This is a genomic window from Duganella paludis (genome assembly GCF_054461335.1).
Window position 1 is genome coordinate 2206387 of sequence record NZ_CM136922.1, and the last position, 18978, is coordinate 2225364.

The following is an 18978-nucleotide window of genomic DNA, read 5'->3' on the forward strand; positions in this document are numbered from 1 at the left end:
ATTCACTATATCCCTCCCCTTTGCCGCCCGCAGCCGGCCTTACAAATCATTACGGCGACTTTACAGAAAGCTGATGTCTGTTCGTCACTGCGCGCTCCAACAGCTCGAACAAGCCCTGTGTCAGCAAGGCCAGCACCGCCGCAGGAATGGCCCCGGCCAGCAGCATGTCGTTGTCGTTCAGCGCCAGGCCGATGGTGATGCGTTCGCCGAAACCGCCGGCGCCGATGAAGGCGGCGATGGTGGCCGTCCCCACGCTCATCACCGCAGCCGTTTTCACGCCGGCCAGGATCACCGGCAGCGCCAGCGGCAGCTCGATATGCACCAGCCTTTGCATCGGCCGCAGGCCCAGCGCCTTCGCCGCCAGCTTCAATCCTTCCGGTACCTGCAGCATGCCGGTGCAGGTATTGCGCACGATGGGCAGCAGCGCGTACACCACCAACGCCACCAGCGCGGGCGCCGTGCCTATCATCCCGAGCAGGGGAATCAGCAGCGCCAGCAAGGCCAGCGAGGGGACGGTTTGCAGCACGCCGGTCAGTCCCAGCACCACTTGCCGCAGACGCGGCATAAAGGCCGCCAGCATCCCCAGCGGCACGCCGATCAGGCACGCCACCGCCACCGCCAGCAGCACCAGGGTCAGATGCTGGCGCGTGAGCCGGCCCAGATTGTGATCGAAGACTTTCGCCAGCAAGCCCTCACGCTCACCGGCGCGCGGCGATGACGCAGGCGCCTTGGCGGCTGCCTCTTTCCCCGCCAGCGGATGTGCGGCCAGCCAATCGCTTGCCACGCGCGTGAAGCTCTTGCGCTCGATTTCCGCCGCCGCATTCATCGCGATCATGTCGGCCTCGCTGATGCGCCCTTCCAGACCTTCGATCGCCTTCCACGCCGCCGGGAAGCGCTGTGCCGCGTCGAGCCGGTACAGCAGCACGGCGTCGTAGCGCGGGAAGTAGGCGCGGTCGTCCTCCAGCACGCGCAAGTGATACTGCCCGATGCGCGCATCGGTCGAATAAATATCGATCACATCGACCTGCCGGCCATTCAGCGCCTCGTAAGCCAGGCCGTGATCCAGTCCCTGTGGCCGTTGCGGCAAGCCATAGCGCGCGGCCAGGCCTTGCCAGCCATCGGCGCGGCCGATGAATTCATGCGACAGGCCGAAACGCAGCTGCCCGCGCGACGCCAGCTCGCTCAGCTTGTGCGGCGCATCGGCATCGCCGCGCATCGCCAGCGCATAGGTGTTGTTGAAGCCCAGCGGCACCGCCACGCCCAGTCCCATGGCCGCCAGCTCCTTGCGCATCTGCTCCAGCGTGGCGGGCTTGTCGTGCTTGAGGATCTCCAGGTCGATGGTGCCCAGGTATTCGGGATAGACATCGATACGCCCTGCCTGCAAAGCCGCCAATACGATCGCCGTGTTGCCCAGTCCTTGCAGATGCTCGACTTGCGTGTGCGGCGCCGCCACCTGCGTCAACACCTCGCCAAGAATATACGACTCGGTGAAGCGCTTGGAACCAACGTGCAGCGTATCGGCCGCCGTGGCCATCGCCGCAGCGGCCAGCAGCAGCGCGCCCGCCAGCCATCGCCATCCCCTCGCTGCCCGCATCAAGCGCCCGCTCGCAGCATGGAGGCCTTCAGCGCCTGGTTCAACGTTTCCACGCTTTCCGACAAGTGCGCCTTGGCCTCGCGGCTGATCGGCCCGGCCATGGCGGTGCGCAGTTCGCGCTGCAACTGCAAGGCGTTCTCGCGCTGAAGACTGCGTACATCGGCCGGCGTGCCGACCGACACGCGCAACAGCGACGCCACCAGCCGCTTCAAATGCTCGCGCTGCAAATTGCGCCGCATGCCGACGACATCCTTGCCCGTCTTAAGCTCGCTCCACACCGTATCCTGCACGGTGCTGTACAGCTCCGCCAGGGTCAGCGCCTCCTTGCGGTCCTCCAGCTTCTCCTGCGAATCGAGCAGGCGCACCGCCACGCCGTCCGACATCAACTGATCCAGCGCCGCCGCCTGCAACGACAGCACGCGCCCGCCCACCGATACATCCGGCCTGCCACGTGTACTGAAATGGTCAACGCCCAATCGGCTGACGGTGGAAGGGGAAAACTTGAAGCTGTCCGCCTTGAACAAACTGGCGGTCAGCATCTGCAAGGCCGCGCGCTGGCGCGGCAACGGCACCGGCGTAAAGGTCGCGCGTCCCGTTCCCGCATGGTCGCGCAGATAGGTCACGCCGCCCACATACTTCACCACCACCGGCAAGGTGCGCGCGAACTGCTGGAAGCCGTAATCGAAACTGCGGCGCAGCACCTCGTAGCTCTCGCCCGGCTTGAGGGTGCGGTTCTGCACACGGTCCCACAGTTCGCGCGAGATCGCCAGGCGACGCTGGAAGTAAGCCAACGGATCGCTGCCCAAATCGAATACATTCACGTCCGGATCGAGATTGAAGCCGTTCGCATCCTGGTCGGTGCCGAAGGCCAGCAAAGGCTCGTTGGAGCGCGAGGCGATCTTCGCCAGCTCCTGCTTCTCCTGCGCCGGCTCGATCGGCTTGTAGGCGTACTCGATGGCCCAGTAATCGTAAGGCCCCAGCGTGGACGCCACGTACTCGCCCTGCTTCTCGTCCTTGAGCGCGAGATTGAACGGCGTGTAATCCATCACCGAACCGGTCATGCCGTTCTTTTTGGTGAACTCCGGGTCCTGCAACTGGCCCAGCGAGTAGATGGTCGAGGCGCGGAAGTTATGTCGCAAGCCCAACGTATGCCCCACCTCGTGCATGATCACCGACTTCACATAGGCCTGCGCCACCGCATCCGCCTCGGGGCCGTCCATATCGAAGCCGCCGCGCGCTTCCAGCACGTCCATGGCGAAGCCCATCTCCTGCGCCGATTCGTTCATGTAGCCGCAAAGGGCCTGTGAGGATGGCGTCGACAACGACAGGTCGAAGCTATCCTCGCCAACCATGCGCCGCGCACCGCGCGCGAAAACATCGGACATGCCGATATCGGCATCGAGTATCTCGCCGCTGCGCGGATCGACCTGGCTCGGCCCGATGGCAAAGCCCACATCGCTGCCGACGAACCAGCGGATCGACGCATGGCGCGCGTCCATGGTATCGAATTTGTCGCCGGCCGTCTGCTGCCTCACCTCGATGGCGTCCTTGAAGCCGATGCGCTCGAAGGCCGCATTCCACGCCAGCACGCCCTGCCGCATGGACTCGCGGTACTTCTCCGGCACGTTGGCGTCGATCCAGTAGACGATGGGCTGCTTCGGTTCCGACAGCGCCGCCTCCGGATCTTTCTTCTCCAGCCGCCAGCGCTCCACCTGGTGCACGGCGGTGGTCGGCGTCACGTCGTCCGAATAATCCTGGGTGGTGTTGACGAAATGTCCGAGGCGGTCGTCCGCACGGCGGCCATGCATGGCCTGCGCCGGCAGCGGCATGAAGCTGTAATAGAAACCGAGGAACATGCTGCGCGGGTCGGGCAGCGTCACCGGTGGATGCGGCACGGCGGCCGGCACCGGCGGCGTAACCGCAGGCGGCGCCGCAACGCGCGGCGTAAAGAAGTGGGCATTCACGTGGAAGCCCGTCATGCCCTCATCCGAACGCACCTTGAGGAAGCTGCTATTGCGCGCGTCCATCATATACGTCATGCGGAACGCCATTTCCAGCCGCGTCGTCATCGACGGAATATCGCCGAACAGCAGCACGTTCGCATCCACCAATATCGCCTTCGATTGCGGATGCGGACTGCTCACCACCGGCGTCAGCGCCAGCAAGCTGTCCGAGTAGGCCTGCTGCACCGCCAGCGCCTGCGGCGTGCCCGGCTTGGCGCCGAAGTCGGTATTCCGCGCGATCATCTGCACCAGATTGCCGATGCGGTGGAACACCACCACCTGGCTCAAGCCCATCTGGCTGCCGTAGATACCGCGTTCGCCTATCCCGTTCGGCATATTCACCGACATGAACATCGGCCGGTCGAACTGGTCGGGCCGTAGCTCGATCCAGACTTTTTCATCTTTCTGGTACAGGTTCAGAAAGCCCGGCAAATGCGATGCGCCGCGCACGATGTCGGCAAAGGGACGCGGCGCGGCAACCGGCGGCACGGCGACCGGCGTCGGCACAGCAGCGGCTTGCGGCGTGGTGGCGGTAGCGGCGGCCGGCGCATCGGGCGACGGCGGTACCGGCGGCGTTGGCGACGGCTCCTGCGCCAGCGCGTGGGCACTCAGGGCAGCCAGCACGGCGGCACGTACGGAATTCAAGGCAAACATGGGCATCCTGCTTCGTTGTAAGGCATCCGGGTAATGTAACCGAAAGCACAACGAAACGACGGAATTTTTACACGGCCGGCGAGCGCAGGATGCCTGCGTTGACCACGCCCCGGCATGGATTCAAGCCGATGGCGTAGGACAGGTCGGCCGGACGGGCAATGCGCCACAACGCGAAATCGGCGCGCTTGCCTACCGCCAGGCTGCCGATCTGCTGCTGCAAACCCAGCGCGCGCGCCGCGTTCAGCGTGCAGCCGGCCAGCGCTTCCTGCGGCGTCAGGCGCCACAGGGTGCAGGCCATGTTCATCGCCAGCAGCAGGGACGTCATCGGCGAGGTGCCGGGATTGCAGTCGGTCGCCACCGCCATCTTCACGCCCGCTTCGCGCATGGCGGCCACCGGCGGCGGCGTGGTGTCGCGCAGGAAGTAGTAAGCGCCCGGCAGCAGCACCGCCACCGTGCCCGCCGCCGCCATGGCGGCGATGCCGGCTGCGCTCAGGTGTTCGAGGTGGTCAGCCGACAAGCCCTGGTAGCGCGCCGTCAGCTCGGCGCCGCGCTGGTCGGACAGCTGTTCCGCGTGCAGCTTGACCGGCAGGCCTTGCGCCTGCGCGGCCTTGAACACACGCTCCGTCTGTTCATAAGAGAAGCCGATGCGTTCGCAGAACGCGTCCACCGCATCGACCAAACCTTCGGCCGCCAGCGGCGCGATCATCTTGCAGACTTCATCGACATAGTCGTCGGCGCGGTCGGCGAATTCCGGCGGCAAGGCGTGCGCGCCGAGGAAAGTGGTCGCCACATCGACCGGGAATTCGCGGCCGATGCGTCGCGCCACGCGCAGCATGGCCGCTTCCGACGCCAGCGTCAGGCCGTAGCCGGACTTGATCTCGATGGTGGTCACGCCTTCCGCCAGCAGGCTGCGCACACGCGGCAAACTTTGGCGCAGCAGTTCGTCCTCCGACGCCGCACGCGTGGCGCGCACGGTGGACATGATGCCGCCGCCGGCACGGGCGATGTCTTCATACGTTGCGCCGTTCAGGCGCGCCTCGAATTCGTCGCTGCGGTTGCCCGCGTGGACGATGTGGGTGTGGCAGTCGATCAGGCCCGGCGTCAGCCAGCTGCCGCCGCCATCGTGCACAGTGACCGCCTGCGCGTCCGCCGGCATATCGGCCTGCGCGCCCAGCCAGGCGATGCGGCCGCCCTTGACGGCGATGGCGGCGTCGCGAATCTCGCCGTATCCCGTAGCATCGGCCATGGTGGCCAGATGCACATTCGTAAACAACACATCCCACATGCCTGGCATTCCTTAATTGCGGATAATCTCTACCACCAGCACCGTGGCCTGCTGCGCCTCCAGTGTCCAGTCGTCTTCTGCTTCCATCACCAACGTATCGTAGCGCACCATGGCGATGCGCTCGCGCGCGCTGCTCAAGGTCAGGCTTTCGCCGTCGGCCAGGAACAGCAGCGTGGTGCCGGCGCGGCGCTTGAGCGCTTCCGTGCCGCGCACCGCGCGCAGCTCCAGCCGGTGGCGGCACTGGCCGCGCCGCGTCATGACGTTGAAATCGGTGGTGTTATGGCCGGTGACGGTGGCGTGCACCGCGTCCTCGCCGGCAAACTCGATCAGCGGCTCGCTGGGGCTGAGCACAAAGCGCTCGTCGCCGAAGTCGAGCAGCACGCCGTCGCCGTCGACCAGCGCCAGCGAACGGTCGATGCCGGGAAACACGGAGAATGGGCCATCCTGCGCGATGGTGGCCAGGCTGACGCGCCAGTCGAAATCGTCGAAGCCGGCGCCGGCCGGCGAGACGGCGATTTCCGTGGTGCAGCCACCGCCGTTTTTCCACGGTGCGGAGCGCAGGTTTGCGTACTGGATTAGCTGGGTCATCGGAACTCCCTCAGTTCGGCCAAGGTCTGCCTGAAGCGCGCAGCGATCGCCTGCTGCGCCACGTGCTGCTGATTGCGTACTACCCACTGGCCGCCGACCATGACGTCCTTGACCAGATTGTCGTTGCCGCTGAAGACAAAGCTGCCGACCACCTCATCCAGCGTCAACCCAAACATATTCGGATGCGCGTCATCCAGCACCACGATGTCCGCGCGCAGGCCCGGCGCCAGCGCGCCGACCGGCCGTCCCGCCGCCTGCGCACCGCCGCGCAAGGCGGCCTGCCATAAAAAATCGCCGACGTTGCGCTGCGCATCGGACACCGCGATATTGCGGCGCTGGTGCTGCAGGCGCTGTCCGTACTCCAGCCAGCGCAGCTCTTCCACCGGGCTTTGCGACACATGGCTGTCGCTGCCGATGCCGAACACGCCGCCCTGCGCCAGGAAACTCTCCAGCGGGAACAAGCCATCGCCGAGATTCGCTTCCGTGGTCGGGCACAGGCCTGCCACCGCGCCGCTGGCGGCGATGCCGCTGACCTCATCGTCCGTCAGGTGCGTGGCGTGCACCAGGCACCAGCGCCGGTCCACTTCCAGATTCTCCAGCAGCCACTGCACCGGGCGGCGTCCGCTCCAGTCCAGCGATTGTCGCACTTCCGCCATCTGTTCGGCGATATGGATGTGCACCGGACGCGTCCCGGGTAGCGTCGCCAACACCTCCCGCACCTGTTCCACCGAAGCCGCGCGCAGCGAATGCGGCGCCACGCCGACTTCGGTCTGCGCGTCGCGCAACGGCTCCAGCGCCTCGACGATGCGCAACACATCCTGTGCATCGGTGCGGAAACGCTGCTGCTCCGGTTTCAGCGCCATTTCGCCGAAGCCGGAATAACTATACAACACCGGCAGCACGGTTACGCCAATTCCCGCCAAACGTGCGGCGGCGACCACGCGTTCCGCCGTTTCCGCCGGTCGCGGATACATGGCGCCGTCCGGCGCGCGCTGCACGTAATGGAATTCGCACAGCGAGGTGTAGCCGTGGCGCAGGCACTCGCTGAACAGCTGTGCGGCAATCGCTTCGATATGCTCCGGCGTGATGTTGCGCGCGAAGCGGTACATCAGTTCGCGCCAGGTCCAGAAACTATCCTTGCTGTTGCCGGCCTTTTCCGTACGCCCGCCCAGCGCGCGCTGGAAGCTGTGCGAGTGCAGGTTGATCATGCCCGGCAACGCATATTCCACGCTGTCGACGCTGCCGGCGCCGCTCACGCCTGCCGCGCCGGACGTCACCGCCGTCAGCGTGCCGGCCGCATCCCACTCGATCAGCACATCTTTGGCCCAGCCATCGGGCAACAGCGCGTGGCGTGCGAACAGCGCGCTCATGCCCGCGCCCAATCGGCAGCGGCCTGCAACATGGCGCGCAAAGGCTGCTGCACCTGCGCCGCCAGGTCCTCGCGATACCCATACGGCGCATCTTCATCCATATACGTGGACTGGCACATCTCCAGCTGGATCGCATGCACGCCGTTGGCCGGCTGGCCGTAGAAGCGCGTGATATGCCCGCCCTTGAAGCGGCCGTTGACGGCGATGGTGTAATCGCCGCCCTGCGCGCGCTGCACGCTCGACACGATCGCCTCGCCCAGCGCTGGCGCGCAGCTCTTGCCATCGGCCGTGCCGAAGTTCAGGTCCGGCAGCTTGCCCTCGAAGAAGCGCGGCACCACCGAGGCGATGGAATGCGCGTCCCACAGCACCACGCGGCCGTGCAAGGCCAGCAACCGGTCCAGCTCCGCGCGCAGCTGATCGTGATACGGCTTCCAGTAAGCCTGCAGGCGGCGCTTGACCTCCGCCTCATCCGGCGTGCGGCCCGGCAGGTACAGCGGTTCGCGATGGAAGGTATCGACCGGGCACAGGCCCGTCGTATCCTGCCCCGGATACAGATTGGTGTTCTCCGGCGGACGATTCAAATCGATGACATAGCGCGACCAGCGCGCCGACAACACCGATGCCCCCATCCCGTCCAGAAAATCGTACAGCCGCACCAGATGCCAATCGGTATCCTGCTTGTTGACGGCGGCCGGCGTCATCGTCGCCAGCACGTCGTCGGAAATATCGGTGCCCACGTGCGGCATGGACACCAGCAAGGGAATACTGCCTGCTTTGAACTGATAATCCATGCCTGTCTCCATCAAGGATGCAGAGAAGTGAACAGCTCTTTGCACGAAGCGCTCAACTCGCCGCGCATCACCATGCCCTTGGCCGCCTCGATATCCGGTGCGAAGAAGCGGTCGACGTCGTAGAACGGCACCTTGTTGCGCAGCTGCTCATGCACATGCTCCAGGTGCGGCGACGTGGTCAGCGGACGATGGAAATCGATGCCCTGCGCCGCCGCCAGCAGCTCGATGCCGATGATGACCGCCGTATTCTGCGCCATATCGTCCAGGCGGCGCGCCGCGTAGGTCGCCATGCTGACGTGGTCTTCCTGGTTGGCCGAAGTCGGAATCGTATCGACGCTGCCCGGATGCGCCAGCGACTTGTTCTCCGACGCCAGCGCGGCGGCGGTAACGTGGGCGATCATGAAGCCCGAGTTCACGCCCGGATCGCGCACCAGGAACGGCGGCAGGCCAGACAAGGTGGCGTCGATCAGCAGCGAAATGCGGCGTTCGGAAATCGAACCGATTTCGGCGATCGCCAGCGCCAGCGTATCGGCAGCGAAGGCCACCGGCTCGGCGTGGAAGTTACCGCCCGAGACCACCACCGACAGCTCGCCGTCCTTGAACAGCAGCGGATTATCGGTCACCGCATTGGCTTCGATCAGTAGCGTGCGCGAAGCATTGTTGATGATGTCCCAGCAGGCGCCCATGACTTGCGGCTGGCAGCGCAGGCAGTAAGGATCCTGCACGCGCTCATCGCCCACCAGGTGCGAGGCGCGGATCGCGCTGTCCGACACCAACTGGCGATAGATCGAGGCGGCGGCGATCTGACCCGGCTGGCCGCGCACTTCGTGCACGCGCGCGTCGAACGGCGAATCGGACCCCTTGGCCGCGTCCAGCGACAGCGCACCCGACACCATGCCCGCCTCCAGCAGGCGCTCGGCCATGAACAAGCCATGCAGCGCCAGCGCAGTCGACACCTGGGTGCCGTTGATCAGCGCCAGGCCTTCCTTTGCCGCCAGCACCACCGGCGCGATGCCGGCCGCCTTCAGCGCATCGGCCGCGTCCACCAGTTCACCTTTGACCCGCACCTGGCCCACGCCCATGATGGCCAGCGTCATGTGCGACAGCGGCGCCAGGTCGCCCGAGGCGCCGACCGAACCCTTGGCCGGAATGGCCGGCGTGATGCCGGCGTTGTAGATGGCGATCAGCGTATCGATGATCAAAGGACGCACGCCCGAGTAGCCGCGCGCCAGGCTGCCGACCTTCATCAGGATGATCAGGCGGCACACCGCGTCCGACATCAGGTCGCCCGTGCCAACGGAGTGAGACAGGATCAGGTTGCGCTGCAGCTGCTCCAGCTTTTCGTCCGGGATGCGGGTCTTGGCCAGCAGGCCGAAGCCGGTGTTGATGCCGTAGGCGGCGTCGCCCTTGGCGACGATCGCTTGCACGGCGGCGGCCGAGGCTTCGATCACAGGATAGGCTTCCGCAGCCAGCGACAGCGGAGCGGCCGCGTTCCACACGGAGCGCAGTTCGGTGAGCGTCATCGCGCCCGGTTTGAGAATCAAGGTCATAGTCATGCTCATTTAATTATTTAATCATTGGGAGGTTCAAGCCATTGCGTTTGGCGCAAGCGACCGCGCTGTCGTAGCCCGCATCGGCGTGGCGCATCACGCCCGAGCCGCTGTCGTTGACCAGCACGCGCGCCAGGCGCTTGGCGGCGGCATCGGTGCCGTCGGCCACGATCACCACGCCGGAATGCTGCGAGTATCCCATGCCCACGCCACCGCCATGGTGCAGCGACACCCAGGTGGCGCCGCCGGCGGTGTTCAACAGGGCGTTCAGCAGCGGCCAGTCGGAGACGGCGTCGGTGCCGTCCTTCATGGCCTCGGTCTCGCGATTCGGGCTGGCCACCGAGCCGGTGTCCAGGTGATCGCGGCCGATCACGATCGGCGCCTTCAGCTCGCCGTTGCGCACCATCTCATTGAAAGCCAGGCCGGCGATGTGACGCTCGCCCAGGCCCAGCCAGCAGATGCGCGCCGGCAGCCCCTGGAAGGCGATCCGTTCGCGCGCCATGTCCAGCCAGCGGTGCACGTTGGCGTGGTGCGGGAACAGCTCCTTGATCTTGGCGTCGGTCTTGTAGATATCTTCCGGATCGCCGGACAGCGCCACCCAACGGAACGGGCCACGGCCTTCGCAGAACTGCGGGCGGATATAGGCCGGCACAAAACCGGGGAAATCGAAGGCGTTCTGCACGCCGTGGTCGAACGCCACCTGGCGGATGTTGTTGCCGTAGTCGACCACCTTGGCGCCCAGCGCCTGGAAGTCCAGCATGGCCTGCACGTGCACCGCGCAGCCGGCGGTGGCGGCAGCGGTCAATTCCGCGTGGCGCGACGGCTCCTGCTGCGCCGCCTTCCACTGCTCCACCGTCCAGCCCTGCGGCAGGTAGCCGTTGATCAGGTCATGCGCCGAGGTCTGGTCGGTCACGATGTCCGGCACCATGCCGCCGGCCTTGGCGCGGCGCACCAACTCCGGCAGCACGTCAGCCGCATTGCCCAGCAGGCCGATGGAGATCGCGTCGCCGTTGGCCTTGTGCAGCTTGATCATCTCCAGCGCCTCGTCGATGGAAGCGGCCTGCTTGTCCAGGTAGCGGGTGCGCAGGCGGAAGTCAATGCTGCTCTGCTGGCACTCGATGGTCAGCGACACCGCGCCGGCCATGGTGGCGGCCAGCGGCTGCGCGCCGCCCATGCCGCCCAGGCCTGCGGTCAGCACCCAGCGGCCTTTCAGGTCGCCGCCGAAATGCTGGCGACCCGCTTCGGCGAAGGTCTCGAAGGTGCCCTGCACGATGCCCTGGGTGCCGATGTAGATCCACGAACCCGCCGTCATCTGGCCGTACATGAACAGGCCCTTGCGGTCCAGCTCATTGAAGTGCTCCCAGTTGCCCCACTTCGGCACCAGGTTGGAATTGGCGATCAACACGCGCGGCGCGTCGGCGTGGGTCTGAAACACGCCGACCGGTTTGCCGGACTGGATCAGCAGCGTCTGGTCCTCCTCCAGCTCGCGCAGCGAGGCCAGGATCTGGTCGTAGCAGGCCCAGTTGCGCGCCGCCCGGCCGATGCCGCCGTAGACCACCAGATGCTTGGGATTCTCGGCCACTTCCTTGTCCAGATTATTCTGGATCATGCGGTAAGCCGCCTCGGCGCCCCAGTTCTTGCAGGTGCGCTCAGGGCCGCGCGGCGCGCGGATCTCGCGGCTGGCGTCGTAACGGGGGTCGCTGTCTAAATGGCTGCTCATGCTGGTCTCCTGCGGCGGTGATGGGAATACAGCGGAGCATAAGTTGTCTATACAACATAGTCAACCGCTTTTTCATCGTAAAGAAACAACACAGTTACTCAAAACCAATGATTTACCACGATTCAAGCTAATGGCTGATACCGTTTTTGCCCCAGCATTAAAGATTCCTATTCATTGCCAATTTTCCATCCATAAATGCAGTATTGACAATAAAACGGCCTAGTCATATCGTCGCTGAGCAGTCGGGGTTTTTGTTCTCATCATCATTGTGTGAGGTAAAAAAATGAATAAAAAATTAAATGCGGTAGCATTGGCGTTCCTGCTGGCCAGCTCCTCGCTGGCGTTGGCCGCCGCGCCACCGCAGGGGCCGGGCGTGGTAACGCTCACCAACACCAGTGGCAACTCATGGACCGCAGCCATCGGCGACGTGGTGGACGGGGGTAACTTTATCGACGTCTTTACATTTTCGCCGTTGACCAGCGCCGGCGCCTACGCCGCCGTCCGACTGGTCAGCACTAGTTTCGATGGCGCGGACGGCATTACCTTCACCAGTGTGGATCTGAACGGGACATTGCTGACCCTGTCCGGCACGACGGAAGGCGATACCGTCACCTCATGGGCAAAACTGCTGAAAACCCCTGTCTCGGGCCTGCTCACGCTGACAGTGAAGGGCAACAGCATGGCCGGCGGCAGCTACGGCGGCAACATCACGGTCACCATGGTGCCGGAACCAGCCACCTACGGCATGATGATCGGCGGCCTGGGCATCCTGGCCATGTTCGCAAGGCGCCGCAAAGAATGAGAAAAGACTTGTCCACAAAAAAGGGAATCACATGTGATTCCCTTTTTTTATTTGCGGTGGTAGACGCGTTTGCCGCCCATCCAGGTTTGCAGCACCTGGGTCTTGCCCAGCTGCTCAGGCGCGATCTTGAAGATGTCGCGGTCGACCAGGATGAAGTCGGCCCACTTGCCCTTCTCCAGCGAACCGATCACCTCTTCCTGGTGCGCCGCGTAGGCCGCGTCCAGCGTGAAGCAGCGGAACGCCTCGGTCAACGACATGGCCTGGTTCTTGTACCAGCCGCCCAGCGGCACGCCGGCGTTGTTCTGGCGCGTGACCGCCGCGTGCAGGCCCTCGAACGGATTGGGCGACTCGATCGGGAAGTCCGAACCGCAGGCGATCTTCGAGCCCTGGTCCAGGAAGGTGCGCCAGGCATACGCGCCCTTGATGCGCACCGGCCCGATGCGCTGCTCGGCCATGTTCTGGTCCGACGTCGCGTGCGTCGGCTGCATGGACGGGATGATGCCCAACTGCTTGAAGCGCGGGATGTCCTCCGGCGTGACCACCTGCGCGTGCTCGATGCGATGGCGCAGGCCGACGTTCTTGTACTGGTCGATCAACTGGGCGTAGGCATCCAGGATCTGATGGTTGCCGGCGTCGCCGATGGCGTGGATATTGACCTGGAAGCCGGCCTTCATGGCCTTGCTCATCTTGGCGCGCATCTCGGCGTCCGGATAGAACAGCAGGCCCTTGGTGGACGGCATGTCGGAATAAGGCGCCAGCAGCGCCGCGCCACGGCTGCCCAGCGCGCCGTCCGAATACAACTTGACGGAGGCCAGCGCGTACACGTCGTTGGCGTAGGACTTGAGCGGGCCGTCCTTGGACAGTTCGTCGAAATCGGCGCCGGTGTCGCCGATCATGGCGTAGACGCGCGCGGTCAGCTTGCCGTGGTCGGCGTAGTCGCGGTAGATATCATCCTGCACCGCCTTGATGCCGGCATCGTGCACGCTGGTCAGGCCCACTTTGGCCAGCGACGCCAGCGCCACATCGAGCGTGGCGCGCGCCTCGGCCAGCGTCGGCAGCGGCACCACCTTGTTCACCAGCTCCATCGCCGCGTCCACCAACACGCCGGTCGGCTTGCCGCTGGCGTCGCGTTCGATCTTGCCGCCGGCCGGATCGACGGTGCTGCGGCTGATGCCCGCCATTTCCAGCGCCTTGGTGTTGACCCACACCGCGTGGCCGTCGACCCGGTGCAGCAGCACCGGACGGTCGTTGACCACCGCATCCAGCTCGGCGGCGGTGGGGAAGCGGCCCAGCTTCCAGATCTCCTGGTTCCAGCCGAAGCCGATGATCCAGGCGTTCTTCGGATGCGAGCGCGCGAAGTCGGCCACCGCGCGCACTGCGCCGTTTAGCGAGGTGGGGCTGTACAGCTCCACGCCGGAGGCGATCTCGCCCAGTTCGAACACGTGGCCGTGGGCGTCGATCAGGCCGGGCAACAGGGTCTTGCCCTGGGCGTCGATATGCTCCGCCTTCGGCAGCGCGGCCGCCGTCTGCGCCTCGCTGCCCACCGCCACGATGCGGCCCAGATCATCAAAGGCCAGCGAGGTGAAACGCTGCAGCTGGCCGGCCGCGTCCAGCGTGTAGCCGTTGGCGCGGTCAATGATGGTGTCGGCGTGGGCTGGGAAGGCCAGCGCCAGCGCGGCAGCGATTAAAAGGGGGGTGCGCATCGATCTCTCCATTCGGCAGCAAGAATCGAAGTGTAGCAGGCAAAGCGGGGAAATTCAGTAGCGGGACAGGTACAATGCAGGCTTCCCAGCACACAGAACACAGAGAACCAGTGTCCAGCCGCCTACTTTATCTCCGCCTGCTCAAGGAATTCCGCCCTTACGCCTGGATCGCCGCCGTCACGCTGCTGGCGGTCGGCCTGGCTGCGGCCACCGACGTGCTGCTGATCCGCCAGCTGCAAAACGTGGTGGACGCGCTGGCGCCGGCCCACACGCTGGGCGCGGCCAAGCCGCCGGCCACCGGCATCCTGGCGGCGGTGCAGGACTTGCTGGGCCATCTGCTGCCCAGGGACCCGGTCAACGCCGCGCTGTGGACCATCCCGGCCGTCATCTTCGGCCTGGCCGTGATGCGCATGGTGTCGAGCTTCGCCGGCGAATACGGCGCCGCGTGGCTGAGCAGCCGGGTGCAGGCCAACCTGCGCGAGGTCATGTTCGCCCGCATCATGCGCCTGCCGAACGGCTACTTCGACCAATCGTCCACCGGCACCACGCTGTCGCGGGTGGCGTTCGACGCGGCGCAGGTGGCGCAGGCCGGCCTCACCGTGGTCAACGTCGCGGTGCGCGACTCGGTGGCCACCATCGGCTACCTGCTTACCCTGTTCACCATCGACTGGCAGCTGGCGGTGTTCTGCCTTGGGCTGCTGCCGCTGGTGGCGGCCATCGTCACCTTCGCCGGACGGCGCATGCGCAAGTTGAGCAAGAGCGCGCAGGCGGCCATGGGCGACCTGACCAACGTGCTCGATGAAAGCATCAGCGGCCAGCGCGTGGTGAAGATCTTCGGCGGCCAGCGCTACGAGCAGGCGCGCTTCGACGACGTGGTCAAGCTTAACCGCCAGTTGGCGGTCAAGCACGCGGCGACGTCGGCGCTCAACTCCGGCATCATCATGATGCTGATCGGGATCACGCTGTCGTCGGTGATTTACTTCGCGCTGCTGCGCGCGCAGGCCGGCGCGCTGTCGCCGGGCGCCTTCGTGGCCTTCATGTCGTCGCTGATGGCGATGCAGTCGCCGATCAAGAACCTCACCAAGATTAATGAGCCGATGCAGCGCGGGCTGGCGGCGGCCGAATCGGTGTTCGGCCTGATCGACCTGGAATCGGAAATGGACCGGGGCACCCGCGCCATCGAGCGCGCCGAAGGCCGCCTGACGGTGCGCGAGGTCAGCTTCCACTATCGCGGCGCCGACGGCACGCCGCTCGCCCCGGATGCGCGTCCGGCGCTGGACCGGGTATCGCTGGACATCGCCGCCGGCGAAACGGTGGCGCTGGTGGGCAGCTCGGGCAGCGGCAAGACCACGCTGGCCGGCCTGCTGCCGCGCTTCTACGACGTCAGCGGCGGCGGCATAGCACTGGACGGCATCGACCTGCGCGACTACACCCTGGCCTCGCTGCGGCGCCAGATCGCCTTGGTCTCGCAGGACGTGGTGCTGTTCAACGACACGCTGGCGGCCAACATCGCCTACGGCGACCCGGCGCCGTCGATGGAGCGCATCGAAACGGCGGCCAAAGCGGCGCACGCCCACGAATTCATCGTCCGCCAGCCGGAAGGCTACAACACGCCAGTCGGTGAAAACGGCCTGCGCCTGTCGGGCGGCCAGCGCCAGCGCCTGGCGATCGCCCGCGCCATCTACAAGAACGCGCCGATCCTGATCCTGGACGAAGCGACCAGCGCGCTCGACACGGAATCGGAACGGCTGGTACAGCAGGCGCTGGAAGTGCTGATGAAGGGCCGCACCACGGTGGTCATCGCGCACCGCCTGTCGACGATTGAAAACGCCGACCGCATCGTGGTGCTCGACCGCGGCCGCATCGCCGAAGCCGGCCCGCACGCCGCCCTGCTGGCGCAGAACGGCATCTACGCCCGTCTCTACCAAACGCAGAAAACCGTGGCCTAGATTCGGGGTCAGTTCCGACATTCGGACACGAGCCCAACCGTAGCGGTCGCTACGGTTGGGCTCGTGTCCGAATGTCGGAACTGACCCCGGTTTTAGGTGGCGTCGTGAAAGATGATGCCCAGTGTGTGGCGCGATCCGGCGCGTAGCCGGCTCACGCCATGCCGCAGGTTGACGCGGTAGATGCCGCGACCGCCCTGCACCGGGCGGTGGTTGACCGCGAAGATGACCATGTCGCCACGTTTCAGCGACACCACCTCCACCCGCGACTGCATGCGCGGGCGCTGCTCCGTCAGCACAAATTCCCCGCCTTCGAAATCCTTGCCCGGCTCGCTCAGCAGCACCGCCGCCTGCAGCGGGAACACGTGCTCGCCGTACAGGTCCTGGTGCAGGCAGTTGTAGTCGCCGGCCTGATATTGCAACAGCAGCGGCGTGGGGCGCTGCTGGCCGGCCGCGTGGCAGCGCGCCAGGAAGTCGGCGTGCTCCGGCGGGAAGCGGTCGGGCAGGTCCATCAGCTCGTGCCAGCGGTTGGCGATGACGGCCAGCGGGCCATACAGGGCATTGCGCAGCGCCGAGATCATCGACGGCAGCGGGTAGCGGAAGTATTGGTACTCGCCGCTGCCGAAGCCGTGCTGCGACATCACCACGCGGCTGCGGAACAGCTGCGATTGCGCGTATTGCGCGGCCATGGCGGCGCACTCCCCAGCGTCCAGCATGCCGGGCAGGATGGCATAGCCGCGCGCATTCAGTTCGTCGCCGATGGCCTGCCAGTCCAGCCCCGCCACGTGCACTGCAATGCCCGCCGCCGCCCCCACCGCCCGCCGCGCGGCGGCGTGGGCGGCAGCGGCCTCGCGCCCGGCTGCCGCCGCGCTATCGCCGTCGGCGTCGCCCTCGCTGCGCGGCTCCCCCGTGGCCGCGATCACCGGCGGCACCGGGCGCGCCTTGCGCTCGGCAGCAGCGTCGCCGAAGTCCAGCTCGCCATTGCCCGCCTTACTCACTGAGCGCCTCCCGGTTCAACAATTCGGCCTTGCGGTCCACGCCCCAGCGATAGCCGGAAATCGAACCATCGTTGCGCACCACGCGGTGACAAGGGATCGCCACCGCGATCGCATTGGCAGCGCAGGCCGTGGCCACCGCCCGCGCGCCGCGCGGCACGCCGGCCAGCTCCGCCAGCTCGGCATACGACACCCGCCGCCCCGACGGAATCGCCCGCAGCACCTGCCACACGCGCTGCTGGAACGCCGTACCGCGCACATCAAGCGGCAAGTCCAATCCCAGCGACGGCTGCTCGACCATGCCGATCACGCGCGACACCACCTGCTCGTACTCCGGCTCCGCGCCGATCAACTCGGCACGAGGAAAACGGTCCTGCAAATCCTTCACCAGGAAATCCGGATCGTCGTCGATCAGAATCGCGCAGATACCCTGCTCCGTGCTGGCCACCAGGATCGGCCCCAGCGAACACTCGGCAATCGCGAAGCGGATCTGCTCTCCTTTGCCGCCGGAGCGGAAGGCCGATGGCTTCATGCCCAGCACCGCCGGCGACTGCGCATAAAACCGCCCGCTCGAATTGAAACCGGCCGCATACAGCGCATCGGTCACCGAGGCCTGCCCGGCCAGGCCGTCCTGCACCCGCCTGGCCCGCGCCGCGTTGGCATAGGCCTTGGGCGTGATCCCGGTCACGGTCTTGAACATGCGATGGAAGTAGAAGCGGCTCACGCCGACCGCCGCCGCCAGACTGTCGAGGTCCGGCGCCTGCTCCGCTTCATCGATCAGGCGGCAGGCCTGGGCCACCAGCGCGGCCTGCCGCTCGGCCAGCGGCGGCTGGTCCGGCTTGCAGCGCAGGCAGGGCCGGAAGCCGGCCTGCTCGGCCGCCGCGCGGCTGTCGTGGAAAGCCACGTTCTTGCGCAGGGCCGGCCGCGCCGCGCACGACGGGCGGCAGTACACGCCGGTGCTGCGCACCGAATACCAGAACACGCCGTCGGCGCCGGCGTCGCGCTGCCGCACCGCTTCCCAGCGCGCTTCATCCGTACCGTAAGCACTCATGTTTTCACTTTTGCCCATCTCAGACTCCGTGGTTGGTGGAATACGGACTATCTTAGCCAGCACCAAAAAGCCGCGCATCCCGCCTCTTGCTTTTGAATTGTACAAGCAGGCGATGCTAGAATGCTCACTTTCCAGGAGAAGCCGTTTGGACGATCAACCGACGCAAGAGACCGCACAAGACAGCACGCCTATCTTCCAGCGCATCAAAGACTACCTGCTGGCGGAAATCGCCGCCGGCACCTGGAAGGAAGGCGACGTGATCCCGTCCGAACAGGCGTTGGTCAAGCAATTCGGCGTGTCGCGCATGACCGTCAACCGCGCCGTGCGCGAGCTGACCGCCGACCAGGTGCTCACGCGCCGCCAGGGTTCCGGCACCTACGTCGCCCAGCCCAAGTACCAGGCCACCCTGCTGGAGATCAAATCCATCGCCGACGAGGTGCGCGCGCGCGGCCACGCCCACCGCAGCAGCCTGCAGCAGCTCGAACGCGTCAAGGCCAGCGACCTGATGGCCAAGCAGTTCGACCTGCCGGCCGGCCACCCGCTGTTCCATTCCGTCATCGTGCACTTCGAGAACGGCGTGCCGATCCAGGTCGAGGACCGCTGGGTCAATCCGCAGTGCGCGCCCGACTACATGGAGCAGGACTTCGCCCACATCACGCCCAACGAATACCTGATGCAGGCCGCGCCGCTGCAGGGCGCCGTCTACAGCATCGAGGCGCTGGCCGCCCCGCGCGACATCGCCGACATGCTGGCCATCGACACCCGCCAGGCCTGCCTGGTGCTCAAGCGCCAGACCCGCTCCGGCGGCAAGACCGCCACCCTGGCGACCATGTGGCATCCCGGCCACCGCTACCAGTTCACCGGCAGCTTCAGCTAGGCTGGCTAGCACGGCGCAAGCAACCGCGCGCCGCGCATTCTCTCCGATT

At 65.9% G+C, this 18978-nt stretch carries 14 protein-coding genes; 3 read left to right on the forward strand and 11 right to left on the reverse strand.

From position 1 onward, the window contains the following. Positions 1–49 precede the first annotated feature (49 nt). The 8 genes from ACXZ1M_RS09960 to hutU all read right to left on the reverse strand — a co-directional run bounded on the left by ACXZ1M_RS09960 (position 50) and on the right by hutU (position 11555). Positions 50–1594: a glycine betaine ABC transporter substrate-binding protein gene (locus ACXZ1M_RS09960; protein ID WP_459053005.1), complete on the reverse strand. Its 1545-nt coding sequence runs from the start codon at positions 1592–1594 to the stop codon at positions 50–52. Continuing rightward, positions 1594–4251 carry a zinc-dependent metalloprotease gene (locus tag ACXZ1M_RS09965; protein ID WP_459053006.1) on the reverse strand — a complete coding sequence of 886 codons (2658 nt, stop codon included), beginning with the start codon at positions 4249–4251 and terminating at the stop codon, positions 1594–1596. Before ACXZ1M_RS09965 ends, ACXZ1M_RS09960 begins: the two co-directional genes overlap by 1 nt. Before the next feature lie 67 nt (positions 4252–4318). Further along, positions 4319–5536, reverse strand: a complete 1218-nt coding sequence (gene hutI / locus ACXZ1M_RS09970) for an imidazolonepropionase (protein ID WP_459053007.1) — start codon at positions 5534–5536, stop codon at positions 4319–4321. Positions 5537–5548: 12 nt separating this feature from the next. Then, positions 5549–6124 (reverse strand): HutD/Ves family protein, encoded by a 576-nt coding sequence (locus ACXZ1M_RS09975; RefSeq protein ID WP_459053008.1) that lies wholly within the window; start codon positions 6122–6124, stop codon positions 5549–5551. After that, a complete protein-coding gene (locus ACXZ1M_RS09980) occupies positions 6121–7494 on the reverse strand; it encodes a formimidoylglutamate deiminase (RefSeq protein ID WP_459053009.1) in 1374 nt (457 codons plus the stop codon). The genes ACXZ1M_RS09975 and ACXZ1M_RS09980 overlap by 4 nt, the downstream gene beginning before the upstream one ends. Further along, positions 7491–8285, reverse strand: a complete 795-nt coding sequence (gene hutG, locus ACXZ1M_RS09985) for an N-formylglutamate deformylase (RefSeq protein ID WP_459053010.1) — start codon at positions 8283–8285, stop codon at positions 7491–7493. Before hutG ends, ACXZ1M_RS09980 begins: the two co-directional genes overlap by 4 nt. 11 nt (positions 8286–8296) lie before the next feature. Continuing rightward, positions 8297–9841 (reverse strand): histidine ammonia-lyase, encoded by a 1545-nt coding sequence (hutH, locus tag ACXZ1M_RS09990; RefSeq protein WP_459053993.1) that lies wholly within the window; start codon positions 9839–9841, stop codon positions 8297–8299. A gap of 10 nt (positions 9842–9851) precedes the next feature. Continuing rightward, on the reverse strand, positions 9852–11555 hold the full coding sequence (gene hutU / locus ACXZ1M_RS09995; RefSeq protein ID WP_459053011.1) for a urocanate hydratase: 1704 nt from the start codon (positions 11553–11555) through the stop codon (positions 9852–9854). 283 nt (positions 11556–11838) lie between these two features. Here hutU and ACXZ1M_RS10000 point away from each other — a divergent pair, with 283 nt between their 5' ends. Beyond that, the gene (locus ACXZ1M_RS10000; RefSeq protein WP_459053012.1) at positions 11839–12357 is read left to right on the forward strand and encodes an FxDxF family PEP-CTERM protein; all 519 of its coding nucleotides are present in this window, start codon (positions 11839–11841) and stop codon (positions 12355–12357) included. A gap of 47 nt (positions 12358–12404) precedes the next feature. Here the strand turns inward: ACXZ1M_RS10000 and ACXZ1M_RS10005 are convergent, their stop codons facing one another. After that, complete coding sequence (locus ACXZ1M_RS10005; RefSeq protein WP_459053013.1) at positions 12405–14060, reverse strand: amidohydrolase; 1656 nt, start codon at positions 14058–14060, stop codon at positions 12405–12407. 110 nt (positions 14061–14170) lie between these two features. On the opposite strand from ACXZ1M_RS10005, the gene msbA reads away from it, so the two are divergent. Next, positions 14171–16009 (forward strand): lipid A export permease/ATP-binding protein MsbA, encoded by a 1839-nt coding sequence (gene msbA, locus ACXZ1M_RS10010; protein WP_459053014.1) that lies wholly within the window; start codon positions 14171–14173, stop codon positions 16007–16009. Positions 16010–16101: 92 nt separating this feature from the next. On the opposite strand, the gene ACXZ1M_RS10015 is transcribed toward msbA, so the two are convergent. Both ACXZ1M_RS10015 and ada read right to left on the reverse strand, forming a co-directional pair. After that, positions 16102–16821, reverse strand: coding sequence for a 2OG-Fe(II) oxygenase (locus ACXZ1M_RS10015; RefSeq protein ID WP_459053994.1), 720 nt, complete (start codon positions 16819–16821; stop codon positions 16102–16104). Positions 16822–16996: 175 nt separating this feature from the next. Then, positions 16997–18070: a bifunctional DNA-binding transcriptional regulator/O6-methylguanine-DNA methyltransferase Ada gene (gene ada, locus ACXZ1M_RS10020; protein WP_459053015.1), complete on the reverse strand. Its 1074-nt coding sequence runs from the start codon at positions 18068–18070 to the stop codon at positions 16997–16999. 94 nt (positions 18071–18164) lie between these two features. Here ada and hutC point away from each other — a divergent pair, with 94 nt between their 5' ends. After that, a complete protein-coding gene (gene hutC / locus ACXZ1M_RS10025; protein ID WP_459053016.1) occupies positions 18165–18929 on the forward strand; it encodes a histidine utilization repressor in 765 nt (254 codons plus the stop codon). The last annotated feature ends 49 nt before the right edge of the window (positions 18930–18978 follow it).

Excerpts from the sequence above, each read along its gene's own strand:
- ACXZ1M_RS09960 (WP_459053005.1), bottom strand. The coding sequence starts at position 1,594 with ATGCGGGCAGCGAGGGGATGGCGATGGCTGGCGGGCGCGCTGCTGCTG.
- ACXZ1M_RS09965 (WP_459053006.1), bottom strand. The coding sequence starts at position 4,251 with ATGTTTGCCTTGAATTCCGTACGTGCCGCCGTGCTGGCTGCCCTGAGT.
- hutI (WP_459053007.1), bottom strand. The coding sequence starts at position 5,536 with ATGTGGGATGTGTTGTTTACGAATGTGCATCTGGCCACCATGGCCGAT.
- ACXZ1M_RS09975 (WP_459053008.1), bottom strand. The coding sequence starts at position 6,124 with ATGACCCAGCTAATCCAGTACGCAAACCTGCGCTCCGCACCGTGGAAA.
- ACXZ1M_RS09980 (WP_459053009.1), bottom strand. The coding sequence starts at position 7,494 with ATGAGCGCGCTGTTCGCACGCCACGCGCTGTTGCCCGATGGCTGGGCC.
- hutG (WP_459053010.1), bottom strand. The coding sequence starts at position 8,285 with ATGGATTATCAGTTCAAAGCAGGCAGTATTCCCTTGCTGGTGTCCATG.
- hutH (WP_459053993.1), bottom strand. The coding sequence starts at position 9,841 with ATGACTATGACCTTGATTCTCAAACCGGGCGCGATGACGCTCACCGAA.
- hutU (WP_459053011.1), bottom strand. The coding sequence starts at position 11,555 with ATGAGCAGCCATTTAGACAGCGACCCCCGTTACGACGCCAGCCGCGAG.
- ACXZ1M_RS10000 (WP_459053012.1), top strand. The coding sequence starts at position 11,839 with ATGAATAAAAAATTAAATGCGGTAGCATTGGCGTTCCTGCTGGCCAGC.
- ACXZ1M_RS10005 (WP_459053013.1), bottom strand. The coding sequence starts at position 14,060 with ATGCGCACCCCCCTTTTAATCGCTGCCGCGCTGGCGCTGGCCTTCCCA.
- ada (WP_459053015.1), bottom strand. The coding sequence starts at position 18,070 with ATGGGCAAAAGTGAAAACATGAGTGCTTACGGTACGGATGAAGCGCGC.
- hutC (WP_459053016.1), top strand. The coding sequence starts at position 18,165 with ATGCTAGAATGCTCACTTTCCAGGAGAAGCCGTTTGGACGATCAACCG.